The organism is Albidovulum salinarum (assembly GCF_025673475.1).
Taxonomy (GTDB): Bacteria; Pseudomonadota; Alphaproteobacteria; order Rhodobacterales; family Rhodobacteraceae; genus Albidovulum; species Albidovulum salinarum.
The window spans coordinates 153,119-178,938 of record NZ_JAOVQO010000001.1; the positions used below are offsets into that span (position 1 = coordinate 153,119).

General features: G+C 66.5%; 25 protein-coding genes. 13 read left to right on the forward strand and 12 right to left on the reverse strand.

The genetic code is table 11. From position 1 onward, the window contains the following. Nucleotides 1–227: 227 nt before the first annotated feature. From OEZ60_RS00765 to miaA, 12 genes are all read right to left on the reverse strand, one after another. The gene (locus OEZ60_RS00765; RefSeq protein WP_263332218.1) at nt 228–1,088 is read right to left on the reverse strand and encodes a CheR family methyltransferase; all 861 of its coding nucleotides are present in this window, start codon (nt 1,086–1,088) and stop codon (nt 228–230) included. After that, nucleotides 1,085–1,540 carry a chemotaxis protein CheW gene (locus OEZ60_RS00770; protein ID WP_263332220.1) on the reverse strand — a complete coding sequence of 152 codons (456 nt, stop codon included), beginning with the start codon at nt 1,538–1,540 and terminating at the stop codon, nt 1,085–1,087. The genes OEZ60_RS00765 and OEZ60_RS00770 overlap by 4 nt, the downstream gene beginning before the upstream one ends. Further along, nucleotides 1,537–3,492, reverse strand: coding sequence for a chemotaxis protein CheA (locus OEZ60_RS00775; RefSeq protein ID WP_263332222.1), 1,956 nt, complete (start codon nt 3,490–3,492; stop codon nt 1,537–1,539). The genes OEZ60_RS00770 and OEZ60_RS00775 overlap by 4 nt, the downstream gene beginning before the upstream one ends. An 11-nt stretch (nt 3,493–3,503) precedes the next feature. Further along, complete coding sequence (locus OEZ60_RS00780; protein ID WP_263332224.1) at nt 3,504–3,869, reverse strand: response regulator; 366 nt, start codon at nt 3,867–3,869, stop codon at nt 3,504–3,506. Beyond that, a complete protein-coding gene (locus tag OEZ60_RS00785; protein ID WP_263332226.1) occupies nt 3,860–4,210 on the reverse strand; it encodes an STAS domain-containing protein in 351 nt (116 codons plus the stop codon). Before OEZ60_RS00785 ends, OEZ60_RS00780 begins: the two co-directional genes overlap by 10 nt. Nucleotides 4,211–4,285: 75 nt before the next feature. Then, a complete protein-coding gene (locus OEZ60_RS00790) occupies nt 4,286–5,254 on the reverse strand; it encodes a glucokinase (protein ID WP_263332228.1) in 969 nt (322 codons plus the stop codon). Nucleotides 5,255–5,365: 111 nt separating this feature from the next. Then, nucleotides 5,366–7,447: a dipeptide ABC transporter ATP-binding protein gene (locus OEZ60_RS00795; RefSeq protein ID WP_263332230.1), complete on the reverse strand. Its 2,082-nt coding sequence runs from the start codon at nt 7,445–7,447 to the stop codon at nt 5,366–5,368. 12 nt (nt 7,448–7,459) lie between these two features. After that, entirely contained in the window at nt 7,460–8,635 is a 1,176-nt protein-coding gene (locus OEZ60_RS00800; protein WP_263332233.1) for an ABC transporter permease, read from the reverse strand. 1 nt (nt 8,636) lies between these two features. Then, nucleotides 8,637–9,686, reverse strand: coding sequence for an ABC transporter permease (locus tag OEZ60_RS00805; protein WP_263332235.1), 1,050 nt, complete (start codon nt 9,684–9,686; stop codon nt 8,637–8,639). Between the two features lie 105 nt (nt 9,687–9,791). Next, the gene (locus OEZ60_RS00810) at nt 9,792–11,438 is read right to left on the reverse strand and encodes an ABC transporter substrate-binding protein (RefSeq protein WP_263332237.1); all 1,647 of its coding nucleotides are present in this window, start codon (nt 11,436–11,438) and stop codon (nt 9,792–9,794) included. A 176-nt stretch (nt 11,439–11,614) separates the two neighbouring features. After that, a complete protein-coding gene (locus tag OEZ60_RS00815; RefSeq protein WP_263332239.1) occupies nt 11,615–12,523 on the reverse strand; it encodes an AraC family transcriptional regulator in 909 nt (302 codons plus the stop codon). A gap of 144 nt (nt 12,524–12,667) precedes the next feature. Next, entirely contained in the window at nt 12,668–13,642 is a 975-nt protein-coding gene (miaA, locus tag OEZ60_RS00820; protein WP_263332241.1) for a tRNA (adenosine(37)-N6)-dimethylallyltransferase MiaA, read from the reverse strand. 39 nt (nt 13,643–13,681) lie between these two features. Here miaA and pyrH point away from each other — a divergent pair, with 39 nt between their 5' ends. The 13 genes from pyrH (at nt 13,682) to lpxB (ending at nt 25,765) form a co-directional block, all read left to right on the forward strand. Continuing rightward, on the forward strand, nt 13,682–14,413 hold the full coding sequence (pyrH, locus tag OEZ60_RS00825) for a UMP kinase (protein WP_263332243.1): 732 nt from the start codon (nt 13,682–13,684) through the stop codon (nt 14,411–14,413). 76 nt (nt 14,414–14,489) lie between these two features. Then, nucleotides 14,490–15,053, forward strand: a complete 564-nt coding sequence (frr, locus tag OEZ60_RS00830; RefSeq protein ID WP_263332245.1) for a ribosome recycling factor — start codon at nt 14,490–14,492, stop codon at nt 15,051–15,053. Nucleotides 15,054–15,086: 33 nt separating this feature from the next. Beyond that, nucleotides 15,087–15,815: a polyprenyl diphosphate synthase gene (gene uppS, locus OEZ60_RS00835; RefSeq protein ID WP_263332247.1), complete on the forward strand. Its 729-nt coding sequence runs from the start codon at nt 15,087–15,089 to the stop codon at nt 15,813–15,815. Next, nucleotides 15,812–16,612 carry a phosphatidate cytidylyltransferase gene (locus OEZ60_RS00840; protein WP_263332249.1) on the forward strand — a complete coding sequence of 267 codons (801 nt, stop codon included), beginning with the start codon at nt 15,812–15,814 and terminating at the stop codon, nt 16,610–16,612. The genes uppS and OEZ60_RS00840 overlap by 4 nt, the downstream gene beginning before the upstream one ends. A gap of 3 nt (nt 16,613–16,615) precedes the next feature. Continuing rightward, nucleotides 16,616–17,797 carry a 1-deoxy-D-xylulose-5-phosphate reductoisomerase gene (gene dxr / locus OEZ60_RS00845; protein ID WP_263332251.1) on the forward strand — a complete coding sequence of 394 codons (1,182 nt, stop codon included), beginning with the start codon at nt 16,616–16,618 and terminating at the stop codon, nt 17,795–17,797. A gap of 3 nt (nt 17,798–17,800) precedes the next feature. Continuing rightward, nucleotides 17,801–19,138: an RIP metalloprotease RseP gene (gene rseP / locus OEZ60_RS00850; RefSeq protein ID WP_263332253.1), complete on the forward strand. Its 1,338-nt coding sequence runs from the start codon at nt 17,801–17,803 to the stop codon at nt 19,136–19,138. A gap of 147 nt (nt 19,139–19,285) precedes the next feature. Continuing rightward, complete coding sequence (locus OEZ60_RS00855; RefSeq protein WP_263332255.1) at nt 19,286–19,414, forward strand: hypothetical protein; 129 nt, start codon at nt 19,286–19,288, stop codon at nt 19,412–19,414. 136 nt (nt 19,415–19,550) lie between these two features. Continuing rightward, a complete protein-coding gene (bamA, locus tag OEZ60_RS00860; protein WP_411709771.1) occupies nt 19,551–21,878 on the forward strand; it encodes an outer membrane protein assembly factor BamA in 2,328 nt (775 codons plus the stop codon). Next, complete coding sequence (locus OEZ60_RS00865) at nt 21,878–22,474, forward strand: OmpH/Skp family outer membrane protein (protein WP_263332259.1); 597 nt, start codon at nt 21,878–21,880, stop codon at nt 22,472–22,474. The genes bamA and OEZ60_RS00865 overlap by 1 nt, the downstream gene beginning before the upstream one ends. Before the next feature lie 76 nt (nt 22,475–22,550). Continuing rightward, nucleotides 22,551–23,009: a 3-hydroxyacyl-ACP dehydratase FabZ gene (fabZ, locus tag OEZ60_RS00870; protein WP_263332261.1), complete on the forward strand. Its 459-nt coding sequence runs from the start codon at nt 22,551–22,553 to the stop codon at nt 23,007–23,009. A gap of 1 nt (nt 23,010) precedes the next feature. Next, nucleotides 23,011–23,805, forward strand: a complete 795-nt coding sequence (gene lpxA / locus OEZ60_RS00875; protein WP_263332263.1) for an acyl-ACP--UDP-N-acetylglucosamine O-acyltransferase — start codon at nt 23,011–23,013, stop codon at nt 23,803–23,805. Continuing rightward, nucleotides 23,802–24,626 carry an LpxI family protein gene (locus OEZ60_RS00880; protein WP_263332265.1) on the forward strand — a complete coding sequence of 275 codons (825 nt, stop codon included), beginning with the start codon at nt 23,802–23,804 and terminating at the stop codon, nt 24,624–24,626. The genes lpxA and OEZ60_RS00880 overlap by 4 nt, the downstream gene beginning before the upstream one ends. Next, entirely contained in the window at nt 24,623–25,765 is a 1,143-nt protein-coding gene (gene lpxB, locus OEZ60_RS00885) for a lipid-A-disaccharide synthase (RefSeq protein WP_263332268.1), read from the forward strand. Before OEZ60_RS00880 ends, lpxB begins: the two co-directional genes overlap by 4 nt. Nucleotides 25,766–25,820 lie beyond the last annotated feature (55 nt).

A 25,820-nucleotide genomic window follows, 5' to 3' on the forward strand; every position in this document is an offset into this window, starting at 1 on the left:
AGATGCCATCAAGCGGCTGACAGAGTCCAGGGACTGGCTGATCCGGTCCAAGCCCTGCAGCTTCGTGAGCGTTTCCGGGTCGGGCGGAACTGAGAAGCGGCAGCGGGAGAGCGCCACCTGGACGGATCCGGCCAACGCCGCTGAACTTGCGAGTTCGGTGGCCACCTCCTGCAGGAGCGCCGCCAGGACCATTTTGGGTGTGTCACCAGGGAACTCTGATGTCACGGTCACGGCCGGGCTCCGTCTTCCGGCTCGTCGGCAAGTCGCTGGTAGCAAGACACATCGTCCCAGCGTAACGGCAAGCCGCTGTCCGTCGAGATCTGTTCGGAATGGCCAACGTAAAGTCTGCCGCCCGGTGTCAGTGCGTCTGCGAACCGCCGCCACAGCCGGCGCTGCGTTTCTGGCGCAAAGTAGATCGCGACATTTCGGCAGACGATGATGTCGAAAGGTCGGTGCATCGGCCAATGCCCCTGCAGGTTCAGTTCACGAAAACGAACTAGCTTGCGCAGCGCGGGGGTAGGGCGGCACATGTTACCTTCCGACGAGAAGAACCGGGATCGCATCTCGGCGGGTACAGATGCGAGCGAGGCGGTGGAGAAATCGGCGCAGCGGGCGCGCTTGAGCACCGCGCGGTCAATGTCGGTCGCCAGAATACTGAGATCGTGTCTTTCGGCATCCGGCAACATGTCAAGAACCACCATCGCGAGCGAAAGAGCCTCCTGTCCGCCGGCGCATCCGGCGGACCAGAGACGTACTCGGCCTCCGCAGCGCGCACGCGCGATCAGCGGCGGCAATACCTTGTTGCGGAGATGGTCGAAATGATGCGGCTCGCGAAAGAAGCTCGACTCGTTGGTAGTAACGGCAGAGATGAAGTGATGACGTTCATCACACCAGGCCGGCGAGCGCAGAAATGCAAGATAGGCGTCGAGATCCGCAAGACCAAGTGCGGTCAATCTGCGTCCGATGCGCGCGCCGATCATCGCGGCGCCGCCTTTCGACAGGACGATCCCCGTCAACTGCTCTGCATGTAGGGCAATCGCGTCGGCGGCCGCCGATGTGTCTGTCAGCGGTTCCGTGTACCCTTTCATGCCGAGAAAGCCCGGCGGTCGGTCAAAATCGCCGATACGTCGATCACTCGGACCATCTGGCCACCGACGAGTGCGAGTGAGGCGAGGCAGTCCTCGCTTCCGTTGCGTGCGGCCGGCGGCATGGGCTCAAACAGATCGCGTGCAACCGGGCGGATCGCGTGGACCGCCTCGACAACAAGGCCCGCGGATTGGCTCGCGGTTTCGACGACGATGATTACGTGGCGTTCGGTAGCCTCCACGGAGGGCAGTCCGAGGCGAGCGGCGAGGTCGAGGACCGGAAGGATCGTACCCCTCAGATTGATCACGCCCGACAGATAGGACGGCGCATGGGGCAATGGCGTCGGCGGGCTCCACGTCCGAAGCTCCCGGACGGCCATGATGTCGAGGCAGAAGCTCTCCGCCCCGACGCAGAACGTCAGGAGTTTCACCTCTTCGGGAGCCGCGTCCGTCATCTGATTGTTTCTCCGGTGAGACCGGAGACAGCCGGGGCGGCCTGCCGTCCCGTCGGCCGGACGAGATCGCCCGGATCGAGGATGAGTGCGATCTGTCCGTCTCCGAGGATTGTCGCGGCAGCGATCCCGCGTGGTCTGGTGAAGGCGCCGTGTACCGGTTTGACTACGACCTGCCGTTGATCGAGGATTGCATCGACGACCAATGCGGAGCGCATGTCGGCCTCGGCTTCGGTGAGGATTGCGATCGCATCCTGAGGTCGCGCTCCCGAGGTGCGGTAACCGAGCGTTTCCGCCACATCGCAAAGGGGGACGAAACTGTCGCGAATTCGCAAGAGTTCGCGCCCGGGACCGAGGTCTCGCCGTTCGAGCGCCCGGACCGCCGCGGATTCGACGACCGCGGCCACCGGTATGACCAGAATCTGCCCCGCAACGCGCACGATCAACCCGTTCAGAACCGCCAGCGTGAGCGGCAAGGACATGGTGAAGCGCGTTCCGCGGCCGATGTCCGACTGGATCGACAGCCGCCCGCCCAGACGAGCAATCGCCGTCCTGACAGCATCCAGCCCCACCCCGCGACCGGACACGTCGTTGACCGATGCGGCGGTGGAAAAGCCCGGACAGAAAAGCAGCTGGTCGACCTCCGCGTCGCTCAATACCGCCGCGGCATCGATCAATCCCTTTGCCACGGCCGCCGCGCGGATCCGAGCACGGTCGAGCCCCGGCCCGTCATCGGCGAGATCGACGACGAACCGGCCGGCCCGATGCGCCGCGGTGAGCGTAATTGTGCCTTCATCGGATTTTCCGGCTCGGCGCCGTAGGTCGACCGGCTCGAGCCCGTGATCCACGGCATTGCGGATCATGTGCATGAGTGGATCGGCGAGTTGCTCGATGACGGTACGGTCGACCTCGGTCAGGTCGCCCTCGGTTCGCAGACGTGCCGGTTTGCCGAGCGCGTCCGCCGTCTCACGCAGGATCCGTCCCATGCGCTGAAAGAGGGGCTTCACGGGTTGTGCGCGGATCGTCATGACCGTGTCATGGATATCGCGCGTCAACGCCGAGAGGGCTTCGAGCCTAGGGGAAATGCCGGAATCGGTGGCAAGTCCGGCATCGCGGATCGCTTGCGACAGGATCGACTGCGCGATCGCCAACTCGCCGACGAGATTCATTACGCGGTCAACGCGATTCAGATCGACCCGGATGGAGCGGGCTGGTTCGGTTCCGGGCTGTGTATCCTCGGACGGGACTGCGACCGGCGGCGTCGCTTCGCGTTCGGAAGTGCTTCGATCGATCACGACGTCGCACACATCCTCGACGAAGTCGAAGATCTCCACGATTTCCGAACGGTCGCGATCTCCCGGAAGCGCCAGTGACCATCCGACATATGCCGTCTCCGGATCGAGTTGGGAGAGCGGAGGAAGCGCAGACATGTCACAGATCACCTCGCTTGCCCCGAGGGCAGATAGTGCCTGCAACAGGTAAAGCGGCTCGTTTCCCGTAGCAAAAAGCGTTGCGCGCGGTCGGAAACGAACCCGCCAGTTGCGATCGGCATCGCCAGGCGCGTCGGCCGGATCAGCGAACGTCCGTTCCTCTGTCGTCATGTCATCGCCGGTGGCGCCGGCGGAAACCAGATCGGCAAGTTGGTCGGTGGCCCGGATCAGCGCGGCCGTCGTCGCGCCGTCGACGGGAATCGCCCCCGATCGCACCCCCTCGAGCGTGCTTTCCATCCGGTGAGCGAAGCTGACGAGCGGCCTCAGCGCGAAGGCGCTCGCACCGCCCTTGATCGTGTGCACCGCTCGAAAGGCCACGTTGACGGCCTCGGGATCCGGCGTGCAGCCGCGGTCGCAGGCGGCCTCGACCATGCCGAGCGCATCGCGCAGCCGTTCGATCTGCTCTTCGCATTCGACGTGGAATCCGGCGCGGAGTCGATCCATCGAGTCGCCCGGTGTCGACATGGCATTTCCCTTCACCGGACGACCATCTGCAACGCGCGGACCAGTTTCGAAGCGTCGAAGGGTTTCACGATCCATCCGGTGGCGCCCGCGGTGCGGGCGCGGGCCTTTAGTTCGGGCGCATCCTCGGTCGTGAGGACGAGTATCGGCGTCGCCCGGTGCCGTTCGATCTGCCGCACGGCCTGGACGAAACCGAATCCGTCGAGCCGTGGCATGTTGATGTCCGACAGGATCGCGTCGGGGCGGAAGCTCTCGAGTGTCTCGAGCCCATGCTGGCCATCCTCAGCGAGCCGAACCGTGTAGCCCGCCGCGCCAAGAGCCAATGCCAGCATGTCGCGCATCGTGCGGCTGTCGTCGACTGCCAAGATGTTCACGCCCACGATGTGCAAGTCCCCGCAACGTTGATCTCGCCGGAACCGTGCGCCGCAAGATCAGGGGGCGTGAGGCCGAAGCTGCGCAGCGCGTCACGAAACGCCTCCGACATCGGCGTGACGTCGAGGTGTTGGCGGAGGGCGCGCCACTCCGCAGCCGCCGCCAACAGCACCTGAAGGCAGGGGGTGCCGAGATGCTCTACGGCGCCGGCATCAACGTTAAGCGCTGCACCGCGATGCGACAGAAGCGCGTCCTGGAGGGGACAGGCGGCCGTCAGATCGAGCCGCGCCGGAAGCGTCAGTTCGGAGGCTCCGCCGATCGCCTTCGTGGGTATCTCGGAGTCTCGCACCTCGCCCTCGCTCGCCTGAAACGTTCGGATCAGGCTAGGGCGAAAGCTCTTAAGAATGGTTTGACGACGAAAGGCTCACTCAGAGTTTCCGGACCCGAGGCAGAGCGCGCAGCCTTCAAGGGCCGCATAATCGTCCTCGACGATCGAGACCGGAAATTCCTGCATGAAGCCGGAGAACCGGCCCTTGTCGCGGAAGGCTTCGGCAAAGCCGAACCGGTCGTAATGCGCCGTGAAGGCGCGGGCGACGCCGCCGATCAGGTGGATGCCGCCGAAGGGCAGGTGGCTCAGTGCCAGATCGCCCGCGACGGTGCCGAGGATGCGCACGAAGCTTGCCCCGGTCGCGGTTGCCACAGGGTCCGCGCCCTCGGCGATTGCCGCCATGACCGCCGCCGCCGCGGGGCGGTCGTCGCGGCCCGCCTCGCTCGAGTGGAAGGCGAAGAGACGTTCGAGACCGCGACCGGACAGCACATCCTCGACGCAGGCGAATCCATGCGCGGTCTCGAGGAAGCGCATCAGCCTCAGGTCGGCCTCGCTGCGCACCGGGATCGTCATCTGGCCGCATTCCGAGGCGGTGACGATCCTCCCGACCGGGGTCTCGTGCACCGGGGCGGCATTGAAACCGGTGCCGATGCCGATGACGAGTTGTGCCGCGCCGGGCTTGCGCGGGCAGTTGGCGGCGACGAGCGGGCGGAGGCTGCCCGGCGCGAGGTGGTCGAGCGCGTAGCCCTGCGCCTGAAGGTCGTTGATTACCGCCACGCGCGCGGCACCGGTCGCTTCGGCCACCGCGTCGCGGTCGATGGTCCAGTCGAGATTGGTCATCGTCGCGACGCCATCGGCGACCGGACCCGCGACGGCGACGCAGGCGCCCTCGCAGCGCGGATTGCCTGCGGTCGCAAGATAGGCGGCAAGCACCGGGCCGAGGCCGGGGTGATCGGCGTTGGCGAAACGCCGGATCGAGGCGCGGTCGACCGCACCGCCGGGGGCAAGCGCCACACGGGTATTGGTTCCGCCGATATCGGCCACGAGGGTCAGCGTCTGGGGCATGGGACGGTCTTCTTAATCACGGGTCGGCCGGGCGAGGGCCCGCACCCGTGTCATAGGACGTTTCGACCCGCCGCATCAAGCGTCGCGCCGCATCGGACGCGACGCGCAGGCTCACTCCGCGGCGATCTTGATCACCGGTTCCATCGAGGCGAGTTCCTCGTCCGAAAGGTGGCACTTGACCTGATGCCCGGCGGCGAGGGTGCGGAACGGCGGCACCTCCTTCTCGCAGAGCCCGCCCGGCACCTTCGACTTCCAGCGGCAGCGGGTCTGGAACGGGCAGCCCGGCGGCGGGTTCATCGCCGACGGAATGTCGCCCTCAAGCACGATCCGCTTCTTCTCGACATGGGTGTCGGCGATCGGCACGGCGGACAGCAGCGCCTCGGTATAGGGATGGTAGGGCGGCGCGAAGACCTGGTCGGTCGAGCCGAGCTCCACCACATGGCCGAGATACATCACCATGACCCGGTCGGAGAGATAGCGCACGATCGAGAGGTCGTGGGAGATGAAGAGAAGCGTCGTCCTGTTCTCACGCTGGATCTCCATCAGGAGGTCGGTGACCGCCGCCTGGACCGAGACGTCGAGCGCCGAGACCGGCTCGTCCGCGACGACGATCTTGGCGCCGCCGGCGAAGGCGCGGGCGATGCCGACGCGCTGCTTCTGCCCGCCCGAGAGCTGGCGCGGCATCCGCTCGGCGAAGGCGCGGGGCAGCTTCACGAGGTCGAGGAGTTCGAGCATCCGCTCGTGCCGCTCCTCGTCGGAATTGCCCTGGCCGAAGATCTCCAGCGCCCGGATGATCTGGCGGCCCACGGTCATCGAGGGGTTGAGCGTGTCGAACGGGTTCTGGAACACCATCTGCACGCTCGAGACCGTCTCGGTCGACCGCTCCTGGATCGGCGTCGACTGGATCTCGTGGTTGTGGAGCAGGATCTGGCCGGAGGTCGCTGTCTCGAGCCCCATCAGCACCTTGGCGAAGGTCGACTTGCCGCAGCCCGACTCGCCGACGATGGCGAGCGTCTCGCCCTCATGCGCCTCGAAGCTCAGGGTCTCGTTGGCCTTCACCACCTTGGTGCTGCCGCCGAAGAGCGCGTTGGCGCTGACCTCGTAGTATTTCCTGAGGTCGTCCATCTTCAGGACAACGTCACCGATCGGGGCCTTCTCCGTGGTCTTGGCGGCGACGAGCGGCGCGTTCCAGTCGATCTCGGCGACCTTGAGACAGCGGGTATCGTGGCGGTCGTGGCCCTCGACCGGGAACATCGGGATGTCGCCGGCATCGCAGCGCCCGGCCTGGAAATAGTCGCAGCGCGGGCCGAAATTGCAGCCGTTCGGCCGTTCGTGCGGCAGCGGGAAGTTGCCGGGGATCGCGACGAGCGGCCGCGCGTTCTTGTCCGCGCCCGGCAGCGGGATCGAGCGGAACAGGGCCTGGGTGTAGGGATGCTGCATCTTGTCGAAGACATCCTTGATCGAGCCCGTCTCCACCGCCTCGCCGGAATACATCACGCAAAGCCGGTTGCAGACCTCGAGAACGAGGCCGAGGTTGTGCGAGATGAACAGCATCGAGGTGCCGTACTTCTTGCCGAGGTCCTTGACGAGATCGACCACCGCGGCCTCGACGGTGACGTCGAGCGCGGTCGTCGGTTCGTCGAGGATCAGAAGCGCCGGCTTCGACATCAGCGCCATCGCGATGACGATGCGCTGCTGCTGGCCGCCGGAAAGCTGGTGCGGGTAGCTTTTCAGGATCCGCTCGGGGTCGGGCAGGCGCACGTCGGTCACCACTTCGAGCGCGCGGTCGTAGGCCTCCTCCTTCGACACGCCCTCATGGATCATCGGCACTTCCATGAGCTGTTGGCCGATCTTCATCGCCGGGTTGAGCGAGGCCATCGGCTCCTGGTAGATCATCGCGATTTCGGAGCCGCGGATCTCGCGCAGTTCCTCCTCCGACATCGTCGTGAGGTCGCGACCCTTGAACTTGATCGTGCCGCCGACGATGCGGCCGTTCTTGCCAAGGTCGCGCATCACGGCGAGCGCGACGGTGGACTTGCCGCAGCCGGATTCGCCCACGAGGCCCATCGCCTCGCCGGGCTGCACCGTGCAGGAGAAGTCCATCACCGCCGGAATCTCGCGCAGACGGGTGAAGAAGCTGATCGAGAGGTTCTCGATCTCGAGGATCGGGCCGTCATAGTCCGGTTTCGACATAACGTGTCCCCCTTAATCCCTGAGGCTTTCTTCGCGGAGCCCGTCCGCGAGAAGGTTGAGGCCAAGCACCAGGCTCATCAGCGCAAGCGCGGGCACGATCGCCGGATGCGGCGCGATGGTGATGAGCTTGCGGCCGGCGTTGATCGTCGATCCCCAGTCGGGGCTTTCCGGGCTGAGGCCGAGGCCGAAGAAGCCGAGGGTCCCGAGGAGGATCGTCGTGTAGCCGATGCGGAGGCAGAAATCGACGATCAGCGGCCCCCGCGCGTTCGGAAGGATTTCCCACAGCATGATGTACCAGGGCCGTTCGCCGCGGGTCTGGGCGGCCGAGACATAGTCGCGCGTCTTGATGTCGAGGACGATGCCGCGGATGATCCGGAACACGGTCGGAGAGTTCACGAACACGACGGAGACGAACACGATCAGGATGTTGCCCGGCACATGGATGAGGTCGAGCGCGTTCGGCAGCACCGCGACCTTGGTACCGACCTCGCCGACGAGCGACAGGTAGAGGTAGCCGCCAATCACCCCGATCACCAGCAGGACCTTGGTTCGGAATTCGGGCACGACGTAGTAGCGCGAGTTCACCAGCACCATGAGGAAGGCGATCGGGAACAGGAACAGCACCAGCGCCATGTATTGCGGCATCCCGGTCTCGACGATCTCCGGCGTGACCAAGAGGTAGAAGAGCAGGATCACCGGGAAGGCGAGGATCAGGTTGGCGAGGAACGACAGGAAGGTGTCGAGCCTGCCGCCGTAATAGCCCGCCGGCAACCCGAGCGAGACCCCGACCATGAAGGCGAAGAGCGTTGCCAGCGGTGCGATCTGGACCACGATCCGGCTCCCCTCGACCACCCGGCTGAAGACGTCGCGGCCAAGATGGTCGCCGCCGAGCAGGTACCAGTTTACGCCGTCGGGCTGTACGGTGCCGGGCAACTTGTTCTTCATCTGGCTGATCTGCGACAGCGGATCGTGGGTGGCGATGAGATCTGCGAAGATCGCGGTAAAGACCCAGAACATCACCAGCGCGAACCCGATCATTGCGATCGGCGAGTCGAAGAGCTTGCCGTAGAGGCCGAGCCGGCGCTTGTAGCGGATCGAGACCGCGAAAAGCACGACAAGAGAGATCCATACCGGAAGAAAGTTCTTCAGGATCCCGATGAGAATTCCGCTCCATCCGAGGTCCTGCATGTCAGCTTATCCTGATTCTGGGATTGAGGAAGACGTAGCCAATATCGGAGATCAGCTGGGTGATGAGCACCACGAAGACCGCGACGACCGAGCAGCCGAGCAGCAGCTCGATGTCGTTATTGCCGGCGGCAGAGACTAGGGTCCAGCCGAAGCCCTTGTAGCTGAACAGGGTCTCGACGATGACGACGCCGTTCAGGAGCCAGGGGAACAGCAGCATGATCACCGTGAAGGGGGCGATCAGCGCGTTCCTGAGTGCGTGCTTGATCACGACATTGGCGAAGCTCACGCCCTTGAGGCGGGCGGTTCGGATGTATTGCGCGGTCATCACCTCGGCCATCGAGGCACGGGTCATCCGTGCCACCTGGCCGACGCCATAGAGCGCGATGGTCAGGACCGGCAGGAAGAAGTTCTCGAAGGTGATCCCGTCCATCGCCGAGGCGGCCGAGCCCTTGAACCATTTCAGCCCGGTGATCGAGGAGGCGAAGATCGCGATCAGGATGACGCCCGAGACGTATTCCGGCGTCGCCGCCGTCGAAATCGAGAAGGTCGACAGCGAGCGGTCGAGCCGCGAGCCCTCGCGCATGCCGGCGAGGATCCCGATCAGGAGCGAGACCGGCACCATCGTCACCATGACCCAGAACATCAGGATGCCGGTCAGGGTCAGGCGCACGCCGATGATCTTCGAGACATCGTCCTTGAAGACGCTGGAGACGCCCCAATCGCCCTGGAGGATGCCGCAAAAGCGGGCCGCGGTCGCCGGATCCTGACCCTTCTCGATGCAACGGCCGGCGACGACGGTTCCGTCCGCGTCGGTCGTAGTCCAGCCAGGCACCACTCCAAGCCATTCGCCGTAGCGCAGGATCATCGGGCTGGCATAGCCATTCCGTTCCAGCCAGCTTGCGACTTCGTCGTCGGTGATCCGCGATCCCGCTTCCGATTTCGCGAGCTTCTCAAGGTTGGGTGGCAGGTTGGTGAGGTAAAACACGACGAAGGTGAGGCACAGGGCCGTCAGAATCATCGTGGAAATCCGTTTGAGCAGGAACGGCAGCATGGGTAATCCCCTTCTCGTCCGGCGCGAGCGCAGGTTGGGCGGGACGACACTGTCGATGTCGCGGGTGGGGCGCCGCGGTGGCGCGGCGCCCCCCGAGAGTCGCGCTTACGCGTCGATCCACCACTTGTAGTGGTGATGCTCGAAGGTCGCGTGCATGTCGGTCGCGTGCAGGTTCTCCTTGAAGTGGCGGTAGATCGAGCGCCAGTAGGGCTGGATCAGCACGCCCTCGTCCTGCATCAGCTTCTCGATCTTGGCCATCACCTCGCGGCGGGCATCGGCGTCGGCGATCGCCATCGCTTCGGCCAGGAGCGAGTCGAACTCGGCACTCTTGAAGCCGGTCTCGTTCCAGGCTGCGGTGGAGGTGTAGGCGAGTGCCAGAACCTGGACACCGAGCGGGCGCATGTTCCACTCGGTGGCCGAGAACGGATACTTGGTCCAGTCGTTCCAGAAGGTCGAACCCGGCAGGATCGTCCGCTTCACGTTCAACCCGGCGTCGCGCAGCTGCGCCGCCACCGTGTCGCAGGTTGCCGCCTGCCAGCCGTCATCGACCGAGATCAGCTCGAACTCGGTGTCACCTTGACCGGCCTCGTCGAGCATTGCCTTCGCCCCGGCCGGATCGACCGTCAGCGGCGGCAGTTCGGCATATTCCGGATGGATCGGGCAGACATGGTGGTTTTCGGCCGGCGAGCCGAGGTTGGCGTAGCCAAGCTCCAGCACCACTGCGTTGTCGACGGCCAGTTGCAGCGCCTTGCGGACCTGCACGTTGTCATAGGGTGCCGAGAGCTGATTGAAGCGCACCGCGATCGTGGCCGAGGTGGTGGCTTCCGACTTGGTCCAGCCGATGCTGTCGAAGATCTCCACGAAGTCGCCGTCGGTGCGGTGCACCATGTCGATCTCGTCGGCCTCGGCCGCGGCCAGGAAGGAAGAGGGATCGGTGCCGAGGTCGATATACTCGATGCGGTCGAGATACGGGCCGCCATAGACCTCGGTGCCCCACCAGGTAACGTCGGGATTGCGCACCAGCACCTGCTTGACGCCGACCTCGTTCGATTCGGGCATGTAGGGCCCGGTGCCGATCGGATTGGCCGCGGGATCGCCGCCGTCATAGCTCGAATGCACGACCGCGGCCGGATAGTCGGCCATGCCGGGGATGACCGTGATGTCGGGCATGTTGAGCGTCAGCTTGACGGTATGCGGATCGACCACGGAGATCGCGCCCTCGCGGGCCGTCTTGGTCGTCTCGTCGACGAGGCTCGCCATGCGCGCGGCCATCGAGTTGCCCTCGACATTGCCGTCGCACCAGCGGGTGATGTTGTTGGCCACATCGTCGGCGGTGAAGTCGTCGCCGTTGTTCCACTTCACGCCCTGGCGAAGCTTGAGCGTGTATTCGGTGGCGTCGTCGTTGACCTCCCAGCTTTCCAGCAGCATGCCGCGGAAGGTGCCGTCGTTGTTGTATTCGACGAGATATTCCAGCCAGCCGCGGCTGAAGTTCGCCAATTCCGACCAGTCGTAGGTGCGCGGATCCTTGAGCGCCTTGGTCTCGAGCTGGCAGCGCACGGTGCCGCCCGCCTTGGCTTCCTGCGCGACCGCCTTCGGCGCAGCGAGGCCCAGCAGGCCGTAGGCGGCGGCGCTGGAGACGCCGAGCGCGGAAGCCCGGGTCAGGAACTCGCGGCGGCTCAGATCGCCCGCCTTGCATTCTTCGGCGTACTTCACGGCCGCCGGATGGATCTCCGGCGTGTAGTGCTTGGTCATTCGCTTTCCTCCCTGCGAGTCTTTCACTCATTCCCCGCGCAACGTCCGGCCTTTGAGGTCGGTGCGTGGCGCAATGAAATTGCTCACCCGCGCATTGCGCATGCTTTTTTCCCCCGCGTCAATTGCCGATTCCGTCACTTTTGGTCGAATTGCGACGTGGCATCTCGCCGTGGGCGTCAGCCGTTGCGGCGAAACGCCGAGGGTGTCTTTCCGGTCCGGTGCTGGAAGGCGCGGGTGAAATAGGCCGCCGAGGTAAAGCCCAGCGCCTCGGAGATATGCCCTATCGGAAGGCGGGTCTCGCTCAGAAGCACCCGCGCCTCGTAGATTACCCGGTCGTGCAGGAGGTCGGAGGCGGAGCGGCCGCAGGTCTGGTTGCAGACGCGGGTGAGATGCGTTGGCGTCACGCCGAGTTCGCTGGCATAGGCGGCGACGCCCTTGCCCGACCGAAAATCGCGTTCGAGCAGGGTCGAGAAGCGGCCCGCGAGCCGGCGCGCGGCGTCGGGTTTCGTGGCCGATGCCGCCTGGGTCTCGACATGGCGTTCGAGCCAGACGCTGAGCAACCCGACATGGTGGTGCGCCGCGCGGGCCGCGGCGGGCTTGTCGCTGTCGAGCTCGCGCTGGATGTTGTCGATCAGGCCCGAAAGTTCCGCCTGCGGACCGGCATCGCGGATCCGTAGGTGTCGCGCGTCGGTCGGAAGCTCGAAACCGCGGCCCTGTCCGAAGAAAACGGCGGTGCCAAAGCTCTGGCCGCCGATCTCGAATCCGTGCATCGCGCCAGCCGGGATGAAGATCGCATTGTGGGCGCCGTAGCCCCGTGTCACGCCATCGATCGTGATCCGCCCCTGGCCGCGCGTGAACCAGAGCAGGAGCGGCTCGCTCAGCGACCGCATCGCCTCGACCCGCCAGCGCCCGCCTGCGACGAGCCGCGCGATCGACACGACCCGCACCGGCGCGTTCCGTGCCCCCTGCAGCAATGGGTCAGCGATGGTGGGCAGCGGTTCGACGCCGCCACGATCCGCCGGCGGCCGGCCGAGGGGCGGCGGATCGGCGAATTGCGACAGGGGCGTACCGGTAAAAAGTTTCAACGGCCGGGTCTCCGCGGCGTGGCGACTGCCCCGGCGGTTGCGGTGGATCGACCCCGAGGCACGGTGAAGTCTAGGCACCAGAGCCGCTCGGCCCAAGAGAAAAAGCCGGCGATTCAGCCATATCGGCGGTTCGATGCCGATCCGTCACGGCCGCGCCAGCCAGCGCCATCCCTTCATCCGGCCGCGAAACCAGCTGCGCTGGCGCTTGGCGTATTGCCGGCTCGCCGCCTGCGCGAGGCGGATCGCGGTATCGAGATCGGATTCGCCGTGCAGATGCGCGACCAGCTCCGGTGCGCCGATCGCGCGCGCCCAGAGCGCGGCCGGATTCCAGTCGGCGAGCACGTCACGCACCTCGTCGAGCGCGCCCTCCGCCACCATCATCTCAAAGCGCCTGTCGATCCGCTCCGCGAGCCAGTCGCGGTCGGCGTCGAGCACGATCGGCACTGTGCGCTCCAGCGGCAGGAGCGGCGCGCCGGTCTCGTCCTGCCAGGCGGCGAGTCCGCGACCGGTGACGCGGGCGACCTCCCAGGCGCGCTGCACGCGCGCCGGGTTCCTCCGGTCGATCCGCGCCGCCGTCTGAGGATCGAGTTCGGCCAGCATCGCCTCCAGCCCGGCGCCGGCGAGGAACCGGTCGGCCTCGGCGCGGATCTCGGTTGGCACCGGTGGAATCTCGGCCAGTCCCTCGGTCAGCGCGCTCAGGTAAAGCCCGGTCCCGCCGACGATGATCGGCCGCTCGGGGCCGGCGAGGATCGGCGCCACCTCGCGCAGCCAGTGGCCGACCGAATAGGCCGCGCCGCGAGGCATATGGCCATAAAGCCGGTGCGGCGCGCGCGCCTCCTCCTCGGGCGAGGGGCGCGCGGACAGAATCCGCCAGCAGTCCCAGACCTGCAGCGCGTCGGCATTGACGATCACGCCACCCTGCGCCTCGGCGATCCCGAGCGCCAGCGCCGATTTGCCCGAAGCCGTCGGCCCGGCAATCAGAACCGGTTTTTCCGGATCTATTTCATCTATTGAAAACAGTGTCTTGCCTGCCGTTCTTGCGGTGATCGTCGGGGTGTGCCGTGTCTTGCGCCGGGTTTCGGGTCGACCGAGGTTGAACCTGCCGCCGATTTCCTCCATTTTGCGCCGGAACGAATGGGGCGGCAAGCGGAGCGGAACATGGAAGGGGTGCAGGAACCCAGGGTCACCTACAAGCGTGTGCTCCTGAAGATTTCCGGAGAGGCGCTGATGGGCGATCAGGGCTACGGGCTACACCCCCCCACGGTCAACCGTATCGCCGCCGAGGTGAAGTCGGTCCACGATCTCGGCGTCGAGATCTGCATGGTGATCGGCGGCGGCAACATCTTCCGCGGCCTGCAGGGCTCGGCGCAGGGGATGGAGCGGGCGACGGCCGACTATATGGGCATGCTTGCCACAGTGATGAACGCGCTCGCGATGCAGGCGGCACTCGAGGCCCTGAAGATCCATACCCGCGTGATCTCGGCCATCCCGATGGACCAGGTCTGCGAGCCCTATATCCGGCGCCGCGCGATCCGGCACCTCGAGAAGAAGCGGGTCTGCATCTTCGCCGCCGGCACCGGCAACCCCTATTTCACCACCGACACCGCCGCGACGCTCCGCGCCAACGAGATGGGCTGCGAGGCGATCTTCAAGGGCACCAAGGTGGACGGGGTCTACGACAAGGATCCCAAGAAGCACGCGGACGCAAAGCGCTACGACCGGGTGAGCTACGACGAGGTGCTGCAGAAGCATCTCGGCGTGATGGACGCCTCTGCGATCGCACTCGCGCGGGACAACCACCTGCCGATCGTCGTCTTCTCGCTCGACGAGCCGGGCGGCTTCCGCGGCATTCTGGCCGGCGACGGGACCTATACGCTGGTCGCCGCCTGACCCTATATCATTATGCGCGTCCTGCGGGTACAAAGGGCGCGACGCAGAGTTGACGACATTACCAACGGGATACCCCATGTCCGACGACATCGAGATCGACATCGACGACCTTGAACGCCGCATGGACGGCGCGATGACCGCGCTGCGCCACGAATTCGCGAGTCTCCGCACCGGCCGCGCCTCGGCCTCGATGGTCGAGCCGGTCATGGTCGATGCCTATGGTTCGATGACCCCGATCAACCAGGTCGGCACGATCAACGTGCCCGAGCCGCGTATGGTCACGATCAACGTCTGGGACAAGGGGCTGGTCTCCAAGGTCGAAAAGGCGATCCGCGACTCCGGCCTCGGCATCAACCCCCAGCTCAACGGCACGATCATCATGCTGCCGATCCCCGAGCTGAACGAGGAGCGCCGGCGCGAGCTGACCAAGGTCGCCTCGAACTATGCCGAACATGCCCGCGTCGCGATCCGCAACGTGCGCCGCGACGGCATGGACCAGATCAAGAAGGCCAAGGGCGACGGGATGAGCGAGGACGACCAGAAGTTCTGGCATGACGAGGTCCAGGCGCTGACCGACAAGCACATCGCCTCCGTCGACAAGGCGCTCGAAGAAAAGCAGGCGGAGATCATGCAGGTCTGAGGATCTGCTTGGGGGGCGGAAAGGGCAGGGCCGATGGCCGCGAAGGACATCACGGGCAGCGCACCGGCGCATGTGGCCATCATCATGGATGGCAACGGCCGCTGGGCAACGAACCGCGGCTGGCCGCGGCTCGTCGGCCATCGGCGCGGCGCCGAGCGGGTGCGCTCGATCGTCGAGGCCGCGCCGGGGCTCGGCATTCGCTATCTTACCCTCTACGCGTTCTCGACCGAGAACTGGAAACGCTCGACCGAGGAGGTCATCGGCCTGATGACGATCTTCGCGCGCTACATCCAGTCCGAGGCAGAGCGGCTGTCGGCCGAGGGCGTGCGGCTGCGGTTCATAGGTGGCCGCGAGCGGCTCGACAAGAAGCTGCAAAAACTGATGGCGGGAATCGAGGAGCGGACCGCCGGCAACGACCGCCTGCACCTGACGGTCGCGATCAACTACGGCGGCCGCGACGAACTGGTGCGCGCGGCGCGGAATCTCGCCAAGGATGTCGCCGACGGGACCCTCGCGCCGGAGGCGATCGACGAGGCGGCGCTAGCGGCGCGGCTCGACACCCATGACCTGCCGGACCCGGACCTCGTGATCCGCACCTCCGGCGAGACGCGGATCTCGAACTACCTGCTCTGGCAGTCGGCCTATGCCGAGTACGAGTTCACCGACACGCTCTGGCCGGACTTCACGCCGGCCGAGCTCGACGCGATCGTGACGCGCTTCATTCGACGCGAGCGCCGCTTCGGCGGCGCGCTATCGGCATGAGTGACGCATCCGGCAAATGGGGCGACCTCGCGCCGCGCCTGATCTCCGGCGCGGGCATGGCGGTCGGCGGGCTGACTTTGGTCTGGCTCGGCGGGGTCTGGTTCGCGGCGCTGGCCACGGTCGCGGCCGCGCTGATGGTCTGGGAACTGGCGGCGATGACCGATCGCGCCCGCCCGGTGGAGGCCGTAGCACTCGGTGCGCTCGCCGCGATCGCGCTTGCAGTCGTGCTGATGCGTCACGAAAGCCCGTACCTTCTGCCCCTGCTGTTTCTGCCTTCCCTAGTGGGGATCCTGCGGCCGCGTCGGCCGATGCGGCTCGAATACGGTCTCTATTCTCTCATGATCATGGTCGCGAGCTACGGGCTCGTCGCCTTCCGCGACGGTTACGGGATGCTCTGGCTGATGTGGCTCGTCCTTGTCGTCGTGGTGACCGACATCGCCGGCTATTTCGCGGGCCGGATCCTCGGCGGGCCCAAGTTCTGGCCGCGCGTGAGCCCCAAGAAGACCTGGTCGGGAACCGCGGCCGGCTGGATCGCGGCCGCGGCGGTCGGACTGATCTTCCTCGGGATTTCGACCGCCGGGATCGACCTTCTCTGGATTTCGGCGCTGCTGGCCTTCTTCTCGCAGCTCGGCGACATCGCCGAAAGCGCGATCAAGCGGCGGGCAGGGGTCAAGGACAGCTCGAACCTCATCCCCGGCCACGGCGGCCTGATGGACCGCTTCGACGGTCTCCTCGGCGCGGCGATCTTCATGCTCCTCGTGGCGCAGGTCGTCGACGTGCCCGTGGTCCGGTTCTGACGCATGCGCAGCGTCTCGGTTTTCGGCTCGACCGGGTCGATCGGCGAAAGCACGATCGACCTTCTGACCAGGCAGGGCGGGACCGAAACCTACCGGGTGGTCGCACTCACCGGCGGTCGCAATGTGCGCCGGCTCGCCGAGCAGGCGCGCGCGCTTCGGCCCGAGGTCGCGGTGATCGCAGAAGAGGCGGCGCTGCCCGCGCTGCGCGACGCCCTTGCCGGCACCGGAATCGAGACCACCGCCGGGCCGGAAGCTGTCGCCGAAGCGGCACTCAGGCCGGCCGATTGGGTGATGTCCGGCATCGTCGGCGCGGCGGGCCTCGTGCCCGGCTTCCGGGCGCTCGCCCATGGCGGCACGCTCGCGCTCGCCAACAAGGAAAGCCTCGTCACCGCAGGGCCGCTGCTGATGGCCGAGGCGCGCCGCCACGGCGCCCGGATCCTGCCGGTGGACAGCGAGCATTCCGCGGTCTTCCAGGCGCTCGTCGGTGAGGAGATGGAGACGGTCGAACGCATCACCATCACCGCGAGCGGAGGTGCGTTCCGCGACTGGCCGCTCGAGCGGCTGGCGCGGGCGACGGTGGCGGAAGCCTCGACCCATCCCAACTGGGCGATGGGGCAAAGGATCACGATCGACAGCGCATCCATGTTCAACAAGGCGCTGGAAGTGATTGAAACGCGAGAGTTCTTCGGCGTGGCGCCCGAGCAGATCGAAATCCTCGTCCACCCCGAATCCCTCGTCCATGCGCTGGTGACCTTCCGTGATGGCGGCATGATCGGCCATCTTGGCGCGCCCGACATGCGGCACGCGATCGGCTACGCGCTGAACTGGCCGGCGCGCGCGCACCTGCCAGTGGCGCGGCTGAACCTCGCCGAGATCGGCAGCCTGACCTTCGCGGCGCCGGATCCGGCCCGTTATCCCGCCCTGCGCCTCGCGCGCGATGTGATGGCGGCGGGCGGCCTCGCCGGCGCGGCATTCAACGCGGCGAAGGAAGTGGCGCTGGACGGCTTCATTGCCGGTCGCATCGGCTTCACGGCGATGGCCGGGGTCGTCGAGGAGGTGCTGTCGCGGCTTTCCGGCTCCGGCGGGGTTGGCAAAACCCCGTCGAGCCTTGATATGGTGCTTGAAACGGATCGCGAAGCGCGCCGCGTGGCGGGCGTGGTGATCGCAGAGACCAGCAGGATTTGAGAATTGGATATTCCCGGCCTCATCAACAGCTTCGGCGACACGCTTCACACGGTGGTGGTGTTCATCGTCGCATTGTCGATCATCGTTTCGGTGCATGAATACGGCCATTACATCGTCGGCCGCTGGTCGGGCATCCATGCCGAGGTCTTCTCGATCGGTTTCGGCCCGCGGCTGTGGAGCCGGGTCGACAAGCGCGGCACGCGCTGGCAGGTCGCCGCTTTCCCCTTCGGCGGCTATGTGAAGTTCCTCGGCGACGCCAACGCCGCCTCGGCGGGCGCGGACGAGACCACGATGGCGAAGCTCTCCGATGACGAGCGGCGCCACACGATGCATGGCGCGCCCCTGTGGGCGCGGGCGGCCACGGTCTTTGCCGGGCCGCTGTTCAACTTCATCCTCTCGATCCTCGTGTTCGGCGGCCTGCTCTTCGCCAGCGGTATCGCGACCGACGCACCCGAGATCGAGACGCTCCGGCCGGTACCGGTCGAAAACGGCCTCGCGCCCGGCGACCGGATCCTCGCGGTAGAGGGGGTCGCGACACCCGACTACGAGGCGCTTGTGGGGCTCGTCGACAAAATGCCGGCCGCCGCCACAGTCGACTACCTGGTGCTGCGCGACGGGAGCGAACTGACCGTGGTCGGGCCGACGCTGTTCCCGACGCTGGTGCAGGGCGTCCTTCCACGCGGTGCGGCGATCGACGCCGGCCTTGAAGTGGGCGACGTCATAACGGCCGCGAACGGCACGCCGACGCCGCGCTTCCTGGATCTGCAGGCCGTGGTCAAGGCGAGTGGAGGCAACCCGGTCACGCTGACCGTCTGGCGCGACGGCGATGAATTCGAGACGGTGCTCAGCCCGCGCCCGCGCCCGGTCACCGCGGAGGATGGCGGATTCGAGACCGGCTACCAGATCGGCATATCGGGCGGCTTCATGTTCGACCCGGCGACCCGCCGTCCCGGTCTCGGCGAAGCCTTGCTGACCGGCATCTCGCAGACCTGGGGCATCATCGAGACCACGTTCACCGCGCTTGGCAGCATGATCGTGGGAAGCATCTCGACCTGCAACCTCAGCGGTCCTGTCGGGATCGCGCAGGTCACCGGTGCGGCGGCGAGCGCGGGGCTCATCTCCTTCATCGGCCTTGTCGCGGCGCTCTCGACGGCGATCGGGCTCCTGAACCTCTTTCCGATCCCGGTCCTCGACGGCGGGCACCTGGTGTTCCATGCCTACGAATGGGCGCGGGGGCGGCCACCCTCGGACCGGTTCATGAATATCGCGATGGCCGCGGGGCTTGCTCTGGTCCTGACGCTGACGGTATTCGGCCTTTCGAACGATCTCTTCTGCCGCTGAGCCTTGCCCAGGGAGGGCGCGACCGTTCGTCGCTGGCGCGGCGCCGCAATGCTGCCATATTCGGCGCCTAGGCTTCTGGCGAGCGGAAATAACCTGCGCGAGGCGTTGATCATGCAACTCATAGAAAGCGGAGCCCGGGGGGTGTCGATGGTCTACCAACTCGGTGTGGACCGGATCCTGATTCCCCTCGCCATCGTCGCGGGCCTCGCCGGCGGCGCGATGATCGGTTCGGAGATTGCCCGGATGCAAGCGCCCGAAAGCCCATACATGCACTGACCGCCGCAGGCGTGTCACAGCATCGCGGATTTGTGCGACGCGGCCCCAAGGGGCCGCGTCGCGCCTTTTGACAAGCCCCCCCTTTCCCGGTAGTGACGTGCCAGAGGACAGTGGCAAAGAATACCGGGAGCAGAGCATGTTGGCGGAGCGGCGCGGCGGAGCAAATGTCGGCGGCAGCAAGCGGAGCCGTGTGCGGGCCACGCTTTTGGTAACGGCTGCAGCGGCTTGTGGCCTGTTCTTCAGTCAGGCGATGGCGCAGAGTTACGCCTTCTCGAACGTCGTGGTCGAAGGCAACCAACTGATCGATCCCGCCACGGTCGTGAAGGTTGCCGGAATCGCCCAGGGCGAAACCGTCAGCGATGCCGCTCTCAACGACGCGGTGCAGCGCCTTACGGCCTCTGGTCTCTTCGCGACCGTGGAACTCGTCCCGTCGGGCAGCACGCTCGTGATCAAGGTGACCGAGAATCCGACGATCAACGTCATCAGCTTCGAGGGCAACAAGCGACTCAAGGACGAGGATCTCGAAAAGGTCGTGAAGTCCGAGTCGCGCCGGGTCTACTCGGCCGCCCAGGCAGAGGCCGACGCCGCCGCAATCACCGAGGCCTATACCCAGGCCGGGCGCCTCGCCGCGCGGGTCGAGCCGCGGATCATCAACCGCGGCAGCAACCGCGTCGATCTCGTCTTCGAGATCCGCGAAGGCCGCGTGACCGAGATCGAGCGGCTGAGCTTCACCGGCAACCGCGCCTATTCCGACCGGCGGCTGCGCCAGGTGCTCGAGACGAAGCAGGCGGGTCTCCTGCGCAACATCATCCAGCGCGACACCTACGTCGCCGACCGGATCGAGTTCGACAAGCAGCTCCTGACGGACTTCTACCGCTCGCGCGGCTATATCGACTTCCAGATCCTGTCGGTCGCGCGCGAGTTCTCGCGCGAGCGCGATGCTTTCTTCCTGACCTTCAACGTGCGCGAGGGGCTGCAGTACAAGTTCAACCGCATCACCACTGTCAGCGAGTATGAAGGCGTCGATGCGGCCGCCTATGCCGATGTCGTCAAGATCCGCTCCGGCGCGATCTATTCGCCGGTCTCGATCGACACCACGATCAGCCGGATGGAGGCGATCGCCCTTCGTCAGGGCATCAACTTCATGAATATCGAGCCGCGCATCACCCGCAACGAGCGCAATCAGACGCTCGATGTGACCTTCGCGCTGACCAAGGGGCCGCGCGTCTTCGTCGAGCGGATCGACATCGAGGGCAACGCCACGACGCTCGACCGCGTGATCCGGCGCCAGTTCAAGACCGTCGAGGGCGACCCGTTCAACCCGCGCGCGATCCGCGAGGGGGCCGAACGGACCCGGGCGCTCGGCTATTTCGAGACCGCCGACGTCGAGGCCCGTCCTGGCACCGCGGCCGACCAGGTCATCGTCGACGTCAACGTCGAGGAAAAGCCCACCGGCTCGCTGACCTTCGGCGCGAGCTACAGCGTCTCGGACGGTGTCGGCTTCCGGATCGGCCTGTCGGAAGACAACTTCCTCGGCCGCGGCCAGTTCGTCAGCCTCAACCTCGCTGCCGGCGCCGATACGCGCGACAGCTCGTTCACCTTCGTCGAGCCGGCGCTCCTCGGGCGCGATCTGAAGTTCCGCTTCACCGGCTTCTACAGCACCTCGGAGAACGACAACTCGTTCTATTCGACCAAGCGGGTCGGCATGTCGCCATCGCTCGAGTTCCCGGTCAGCGAACTCGGCCGCTTCGAGGTGCGCTACAAGATCTCGGACGACAAGGTCTACAAGGTCTCCGCCAACTCCTCCAGCCTCCTGAAGGCCGACGAGGCGCGGGGTTCCGAACTTACCTCGGCGCTCGGCTACGGCTACCGCTACGACACCCGGATCGGCGGGATCGATCCGAACCGCTCGTTCTCGCTGCGCTTCGACCAGGACTTCGCGGGCGTCGGCGGCGACATCCAGTCGATCACCTCGACGGGCCTCGCGACCTACCAGATGAAGGCGTTCCGCGAGGAGATCACCCTCAGGGCGGAACTCGAGGGTGGCGCCGTCGTCACCCAGGGCGGCGACAGCCGCGTCATCGACCGCTTCAGCGGCAACGGCAAGGTGCGCGGCTTCGAGCCGAACGGCTACGGCCCGCGCGACCTGACGGTGCCGAACCAGGACGCGCTCGGCGGCAACTTCTTCGCCGCGGCACGGGTCGAGGCCGAGTTCCCGCTCGGCCTGCCGGAGGAATACGGCATCACCGGCGGTCTCTTCGCCGATATTGGCTCGGTCTGGGGGCTCGACAATACGCTTGGCGGCGCGATCGACGACAGCATGAGCCTGCGCAGCTCGATCGGCGTCTCGGTTTTCTGGGACACGGTCCTCGGCCCTCTGCGCTTCAACTTCTCCAAGGCGCTCCAGAAGGAAGACTTCGACCAGGAGCAGAACTTCGACCTGACGGTTTCGACCCAGTTCTGATGCGCAGGCTGCGGGCGGCGATCCTTGCGGTACTCCTGACGGCGGGCGGCCAGCCTGCTCCGGCGCAGGAAGCGAATGCCGAACCCGTCGCAAGCCCTGTCCTGACGCTCGATCAGGAACGCCTCTTCGCCGAGTCGCTTTGGGGCAAGCGCGCCGCGCAGCGGATCGAGGCCGCCTCGACCGACCTCGGCGCGGAGAACCGGCGCATCGAGGCCGAACTGACCGCCGAGGAGAGGGCGTTGACCGACCGCCGTCCGACGATGGCGGTCGAGGAGTTTCGCGCCGCCGCCGACGCTTTTGATGCGAAGGTAACCGAGATCCGCCGGACGCAGGACGCCAAGGCGCGCGAGATCGGCCGTTTGCATGAACTCGAACGCCAGCGGTTCTTCGCCGCTGCTTTCCCTGCATTGCGCGACGTATTGCGCAACCGCGGCGCGGTCGCGATCCTCGATTCCCGGGCGATCTTCCTTGCCGCCGACGTGATCGACGTCACCGACGAGCTGATCGCGCGTGTTGACGCGGATATCGGCGCCGGGACCGATGCGCCGGTGCCGGACGCGCCGGAGTCCGACGGTACGGCCCAGGACGGCAACTGAGCGGTCGTGCTTGCCAGTGAAAGGCCGACTTGTTAGCAAGGCCGGACCAGTCCAGCCGCGCGGGGGGAGAGACACAATGACCGGCGAAGCGATCACCGAGGCCGATATCCACCTGATCCAGCGGATCATTCCTCATCGCTACCCGTTCCTGCTGATCGACAAGGTCAAGGACATCGTGGCCAATGAAGGCTGCGTCGGCGTCAAGAACGTGACCTTCAACGAGCCGCATTTCCAGGGCCACTTCCCGCAGACCCCGATCATGCCCGGCGTCACGATCATCGAGGCGATGGCGCAGTCGGCGGCGGTTCTGGTCGGCATTTCGCTCGACCTGATCGGGCGCGACCTTCTGGTCTATTTCATGTCGATCGACAGCTGCAAATTCCGCCGCAAGGTGGTGCCGGGCGACGTGCTGGAGCTGCACATGACCGTGAAACGCGGCGGCGGAAAGATCTGGAAGTTCCACGGCGCCGCCAAGGTCGAGGGCCAGCTCGCTTGCGAGGCCGAAATCACGGCAATGCTCGACGTCCGGGACTGAGATGACGATCGCCGCGAACGCCCATATCCACCCCGCCGCGATCGTCGAGCACGGCGCAACGATCGGCGAAGGCTGCCGCATCGGGCCGTTCTGCATCATCGGTCCTGAGGTGACGCTCGGCCGTGGCGTCGAGGTCAAGAGTCATGCGGTGATCACCGGCCGGACCGAGATCGGCGACGAGACGGTGGTGTTTCCCTTCGCAACGCTCGGCGAGGTGCCGCAGGATCTCAAGTTCAAGGGCGAGGCGACGCAGCTAGTGATCGGGGCACGCAACCGGATCCGCGAGCACGTCACGATGAACACCGGCACCGCCGGCGGCGGCGGCGTGACGCGAGTGGGCGATGACGGCCTGTTCATGGCCGGCGCCCATGTCGCGCACGACTGCCAGATCGGCAACCGGGTGATCCTCGTCAACAACGCCGCTTTGGCCGGGCATTGCATTCTCGAGGACGAGGTCATCGTCGGCGGCCTGTCCGGCGTCCACCAGTTCGTCCGCATCGGCCGCGGCGCGATGATCGGCGCAGTGACGATGGTCACCGCGGATGTGATCCCGCACGGGCTTGTCCAGGGGCCGCGTGGCGTGCTCGACGGGCTCAACCTCGTGGGTCTCAAGCGCCGCGGCGCCGGACGCGCCGATATTGCGGCGCTGCGGGATCTCGTCTCGGCGCTCGGCCAGGGGACCTTCCGCGATACCGCGCGCGCGCGTGCCGAAAGCGGAACCGACAGCCCGCTCGTGCAGGAAGTCCTCGACTTCATCCTCGGCCCCTCCGACCGCTCGTTCCTCGCGCCGAGATGACGAAGACCGCGCTCATCGCCGGGCAGGGCGGATTGCCCGTCCATCTTCTCAATGCGCTGCGCCAGAGCGGCGAGGATCACTTCGTCGCCGAACTGGACGGCTTTCCTTCCGAAGTGGCCGATGCCGATCCGGTGCGGTTCCGGGTCGAACGGCTCGCGCCGTTCCTCGACCGGCTTGCGGATGAGCGCGTGGACCGCGTGGTCTTCGCCGGCGCGATCCGGCGGCCGCGGCTGGAGCCGGGGCTCATAGACCCCAAGACCGTGACGCTCCTGCCGCGCCTCCTTGGCGCGGTGCAGAAGGGCGATGACGCGCTCCTGCGCGAGGTCATCGCGATCTTCGAGGACTGGGATTTCGAGGTCGTCGGCGCCGAGGCGGTCGCGCCCGATCTGGTGCCGGGGCCGGGGCTTCTCGCGGGCGCGCCGTCCGAGGACGACCGCAAGGACGCGGCCCGCGCCGCCGAGATCGTCGCCGGGCTCGCCCCGCTTGATCTGGGGCAGGGAGCGGTCGTGGCGCAGGGTCTCTGCCTCGCGGTCGAGACCTTGCCGGGGACCGACGCGATGCTCGCCTTCGTGGCGGAACACGCGGCCGGGTTGCGCCGTGATCCGGCCAAGGCGAGGGGCACCTTCTACAAGGCACCGAAGTCCGGGCAGGATCGGCGCATCGACCTGCCGACGCTCGGCCCCGCGACGGTACGCGCGGTGGCCCGTGCGGGCCTCGCCGGCATCGCCTGGGAAGCGGGCGGCGTGATCTGCCTCGACCGCGCGGAGATGGTGGCCGAGGCTGAGGCGGCCAACCTCTTCCTCTGGGCACGAGAGTCGTGAAGATCTTCCTTGTCGCCGGAGAGGCCTCGGGCGACGCTCTCGGCGCCGCGCTCATGGCGGGGCTGAAGGAACTGGCGCCGGGGGCCACGTTCCACGGTGTCGGTGGCGCGAAGATGGAGGCCGAGGGCTTCCACAGCCTCTTCCCGATGGAGGAACTCTCGGTCATGGGCCTGATCGAGGTGCTGCCGAAATATAGACATCTGAAACGCCGCATTGCTGAAACCGCCGACGAGGTCACCCGGATCCGGCCCGATGCGCTCGTCACCATCGACAGCCCGGATTTCTGCCTGCGGGTCGCGAAGGCAGCGCGTGCCGCGCATCCGGCGCTTCGAACCATGCACTATGTCGCGCCCACGGTCTGGGCTTGGCGTCCGGGACGGGCCGCGAAAATGGCGCCCGTCGTCGACCATGTGCTCGCGCTCTTCCCCTTCGAGCCGCCCTACATGGAGGCAGCAGGCATGACCTGCGACTTCGTCGGTCACCCGGTCGTCGCCGAACCGGTCGCGTCCGCCGAGGCCGCGTCGCGGCTCCGCGAGACCCACATGATCGGCGCCGACCAGCCGCTCCTGCTGTGCCTTCCCGGATCACGTCGGGGCGAGGTCACCCGGCTCGCGCCGCGCTTCGAGGAGGCGATCGCCCGGCTCCGCGACCGCGAGCCCAGCTTGCGCGTGGTGATCCCGACGGTACGCGGTGTGGCCGCTCTCGTGCGCGAGATGACCGCGCGCTGGAAAGTCGTTCCGCTCGTCCTCGAGGAGACTGCCGACAAGCGCGCGGCCTTCGCTGCTGCCGATCTCGCGCTTGCCGCCTCCGGCACCGTCAGCCTCGAACTCGCCGCGAACCGGGTTCCGATGGTGATCGCGCATGACTTCAACCGCCTGACCTGGTGGATGATGAAGCGTGCGGCGCTGATCGACACGGTGACGCTCGTCAACATCGTGACCGAGACTCGCGCGATCCCGGAATTCCTCGGTCCCGCCTGTCAGCCCGGCCCGATCGCCAACGCGCTCGGCCGGCTTGTCGATGACGCGGAGGCCCGCGCGGCGCAGGTCGTCGCGATGGAGACAACGATGGAGCGCCTTGGCCGCGGCGGCGAGGCGCCGGGCCTGCGCGCCGCGCGCTCCGTCCTCGCGCATCTCTGACCTCATTCATTCATCTTGCTCCAAATATCCCCGCAGGAGGCTCCCGCGGCAGCCG

Coding starts and splice junctions, on each gene's coding strand:
- OEZ60_RS00880 (WP_263332265.1), top strand. CDS start 23,802: ATGACGAAGACCGCGCTCATCGCCGGGCAGGGCGGATTGCCCGTCCAT.
- OEZ60_RS00840 (WP_263332249.1), top strand. CDS start 15,812: ATGAGTGACGCATCCGGCAAATGGGGCGACCTCGCGCCGCGCCTGATC.
- pyrH (WP_263332243.1), top strand. CDS start 13,682: ATGGAAGGGGTGCAGGAACCCAGGGTCACCTACAAGCGTGTGCTCCTG.
- OEZ60_RS00865 (WP_263332259.1), top strand. CDS start 21,878: ATGCGCAGGCTGCGGGCGGCGATCCTTGCGGTACTCCTGACGGCGGGC.
- OEZ60_RS00855 (WP_263332255.1), top strand. CDS start 19,286: ATGGTCTACCAACTCGGTGTGGACCGGATCCTGATTCCCCTCGCCATC.
- OEZ60_RS00800 (WP_263332233.1), bottom strand. CDS start 8,635: ATGCAGGACCTCGGATGGAGCGGAATTCTCATCGGGATCCTGAAGAAC.
- OEZ60_RS00770 (WP_263332220.1), bottom strand. CDS start 1,540: ATGACGGACGCGGCTCCCGAAGAGGTGAAACTCCTGACGTTCTGCGTC.
- frr (WP_263332245.1), top strand. CDS start 14,490: ATGTCCGACGACATCGAGATCGACATCGACGACCTTGAACGCCGCATG.
- miaA (WP_263332241.1), bottom strand. CDS start 13,642: ATGGAGGAAATCGGCGGCAGGTTCAACCTCGGTCGACCCGAAACCCGG.
- fabZ (WP_263332261.1), top strand. CDS start 22,551: ATGACCGGCGAAGCGATCACCGAGGCCGATATCCACCTGATCCAGCGG.
- OEZ60_RS00765 (WP_263332218.1), bottom strand. CDS start 1,088: ATGAAAGGGTACACGGAACCGCTGACAGACACATCGGCGGCCGCCGAC.
- OEZ60_RS00795 (WP_263332230.1), bottom strand. CDS start 7,447: ATGTCGAAACCGGACTATGACGGCCCGATCCTCGAGATCGAGAACCTC.
- OEZ60_RS00810 (WP_263332237.1), bottom strand. CDS start 11,438: ATGACCAAGCACTACACGCCGGAGATCCATCCGGCGGCCGTGAAGTAC.
- bamA (WP_411709771.1), top strand. CDS start 19,551: ATGTTGGCGGAGCGGCGCGGCGGAGCAAATGTCGGCGGCAGCAAGCGG.
- OEZ60_RS00805 (WP_263332235.1), bottom strand. CDS start 9,686: ATGCTGCCGTTCCTGCTCAAACGGATTTCCACGATGATTCTGACGGCC.
- uppS (WP_263332247.1), top strand. CDS start 15,087: ATGGCCGCGAAGGACATCACGGGCAGCGCACCGGCGCATGTGGCCATC.
- dxr (WP_263332251.1), top strand. CDS start 16,616: ATGCGCAGCGTCTCGGTTTTCGGCTCGACCGGGTCGATCGGCGAAAGC.
- OEZ60_RS00775 (WP_263332222.1), bottom strand. CDS start 3,492: ATGTCGACACCGGGCGACTCGATGGATCGACTCCGCGCCGGATTCCAC.
- lpxA (WP_263332263.1), top strand. CDS start 23,011: ATGACGATCGCCGCGAACGCCCATATCCACCCCGCCGCGATCGTCGAG.
- OEZ60_RS00790 (WP_263332228.1), bottom strand. CDS start 5,254: ATGCCCCAGACGCTGACCCTCGTGGCCGATATCGGCGGAACCAATACC.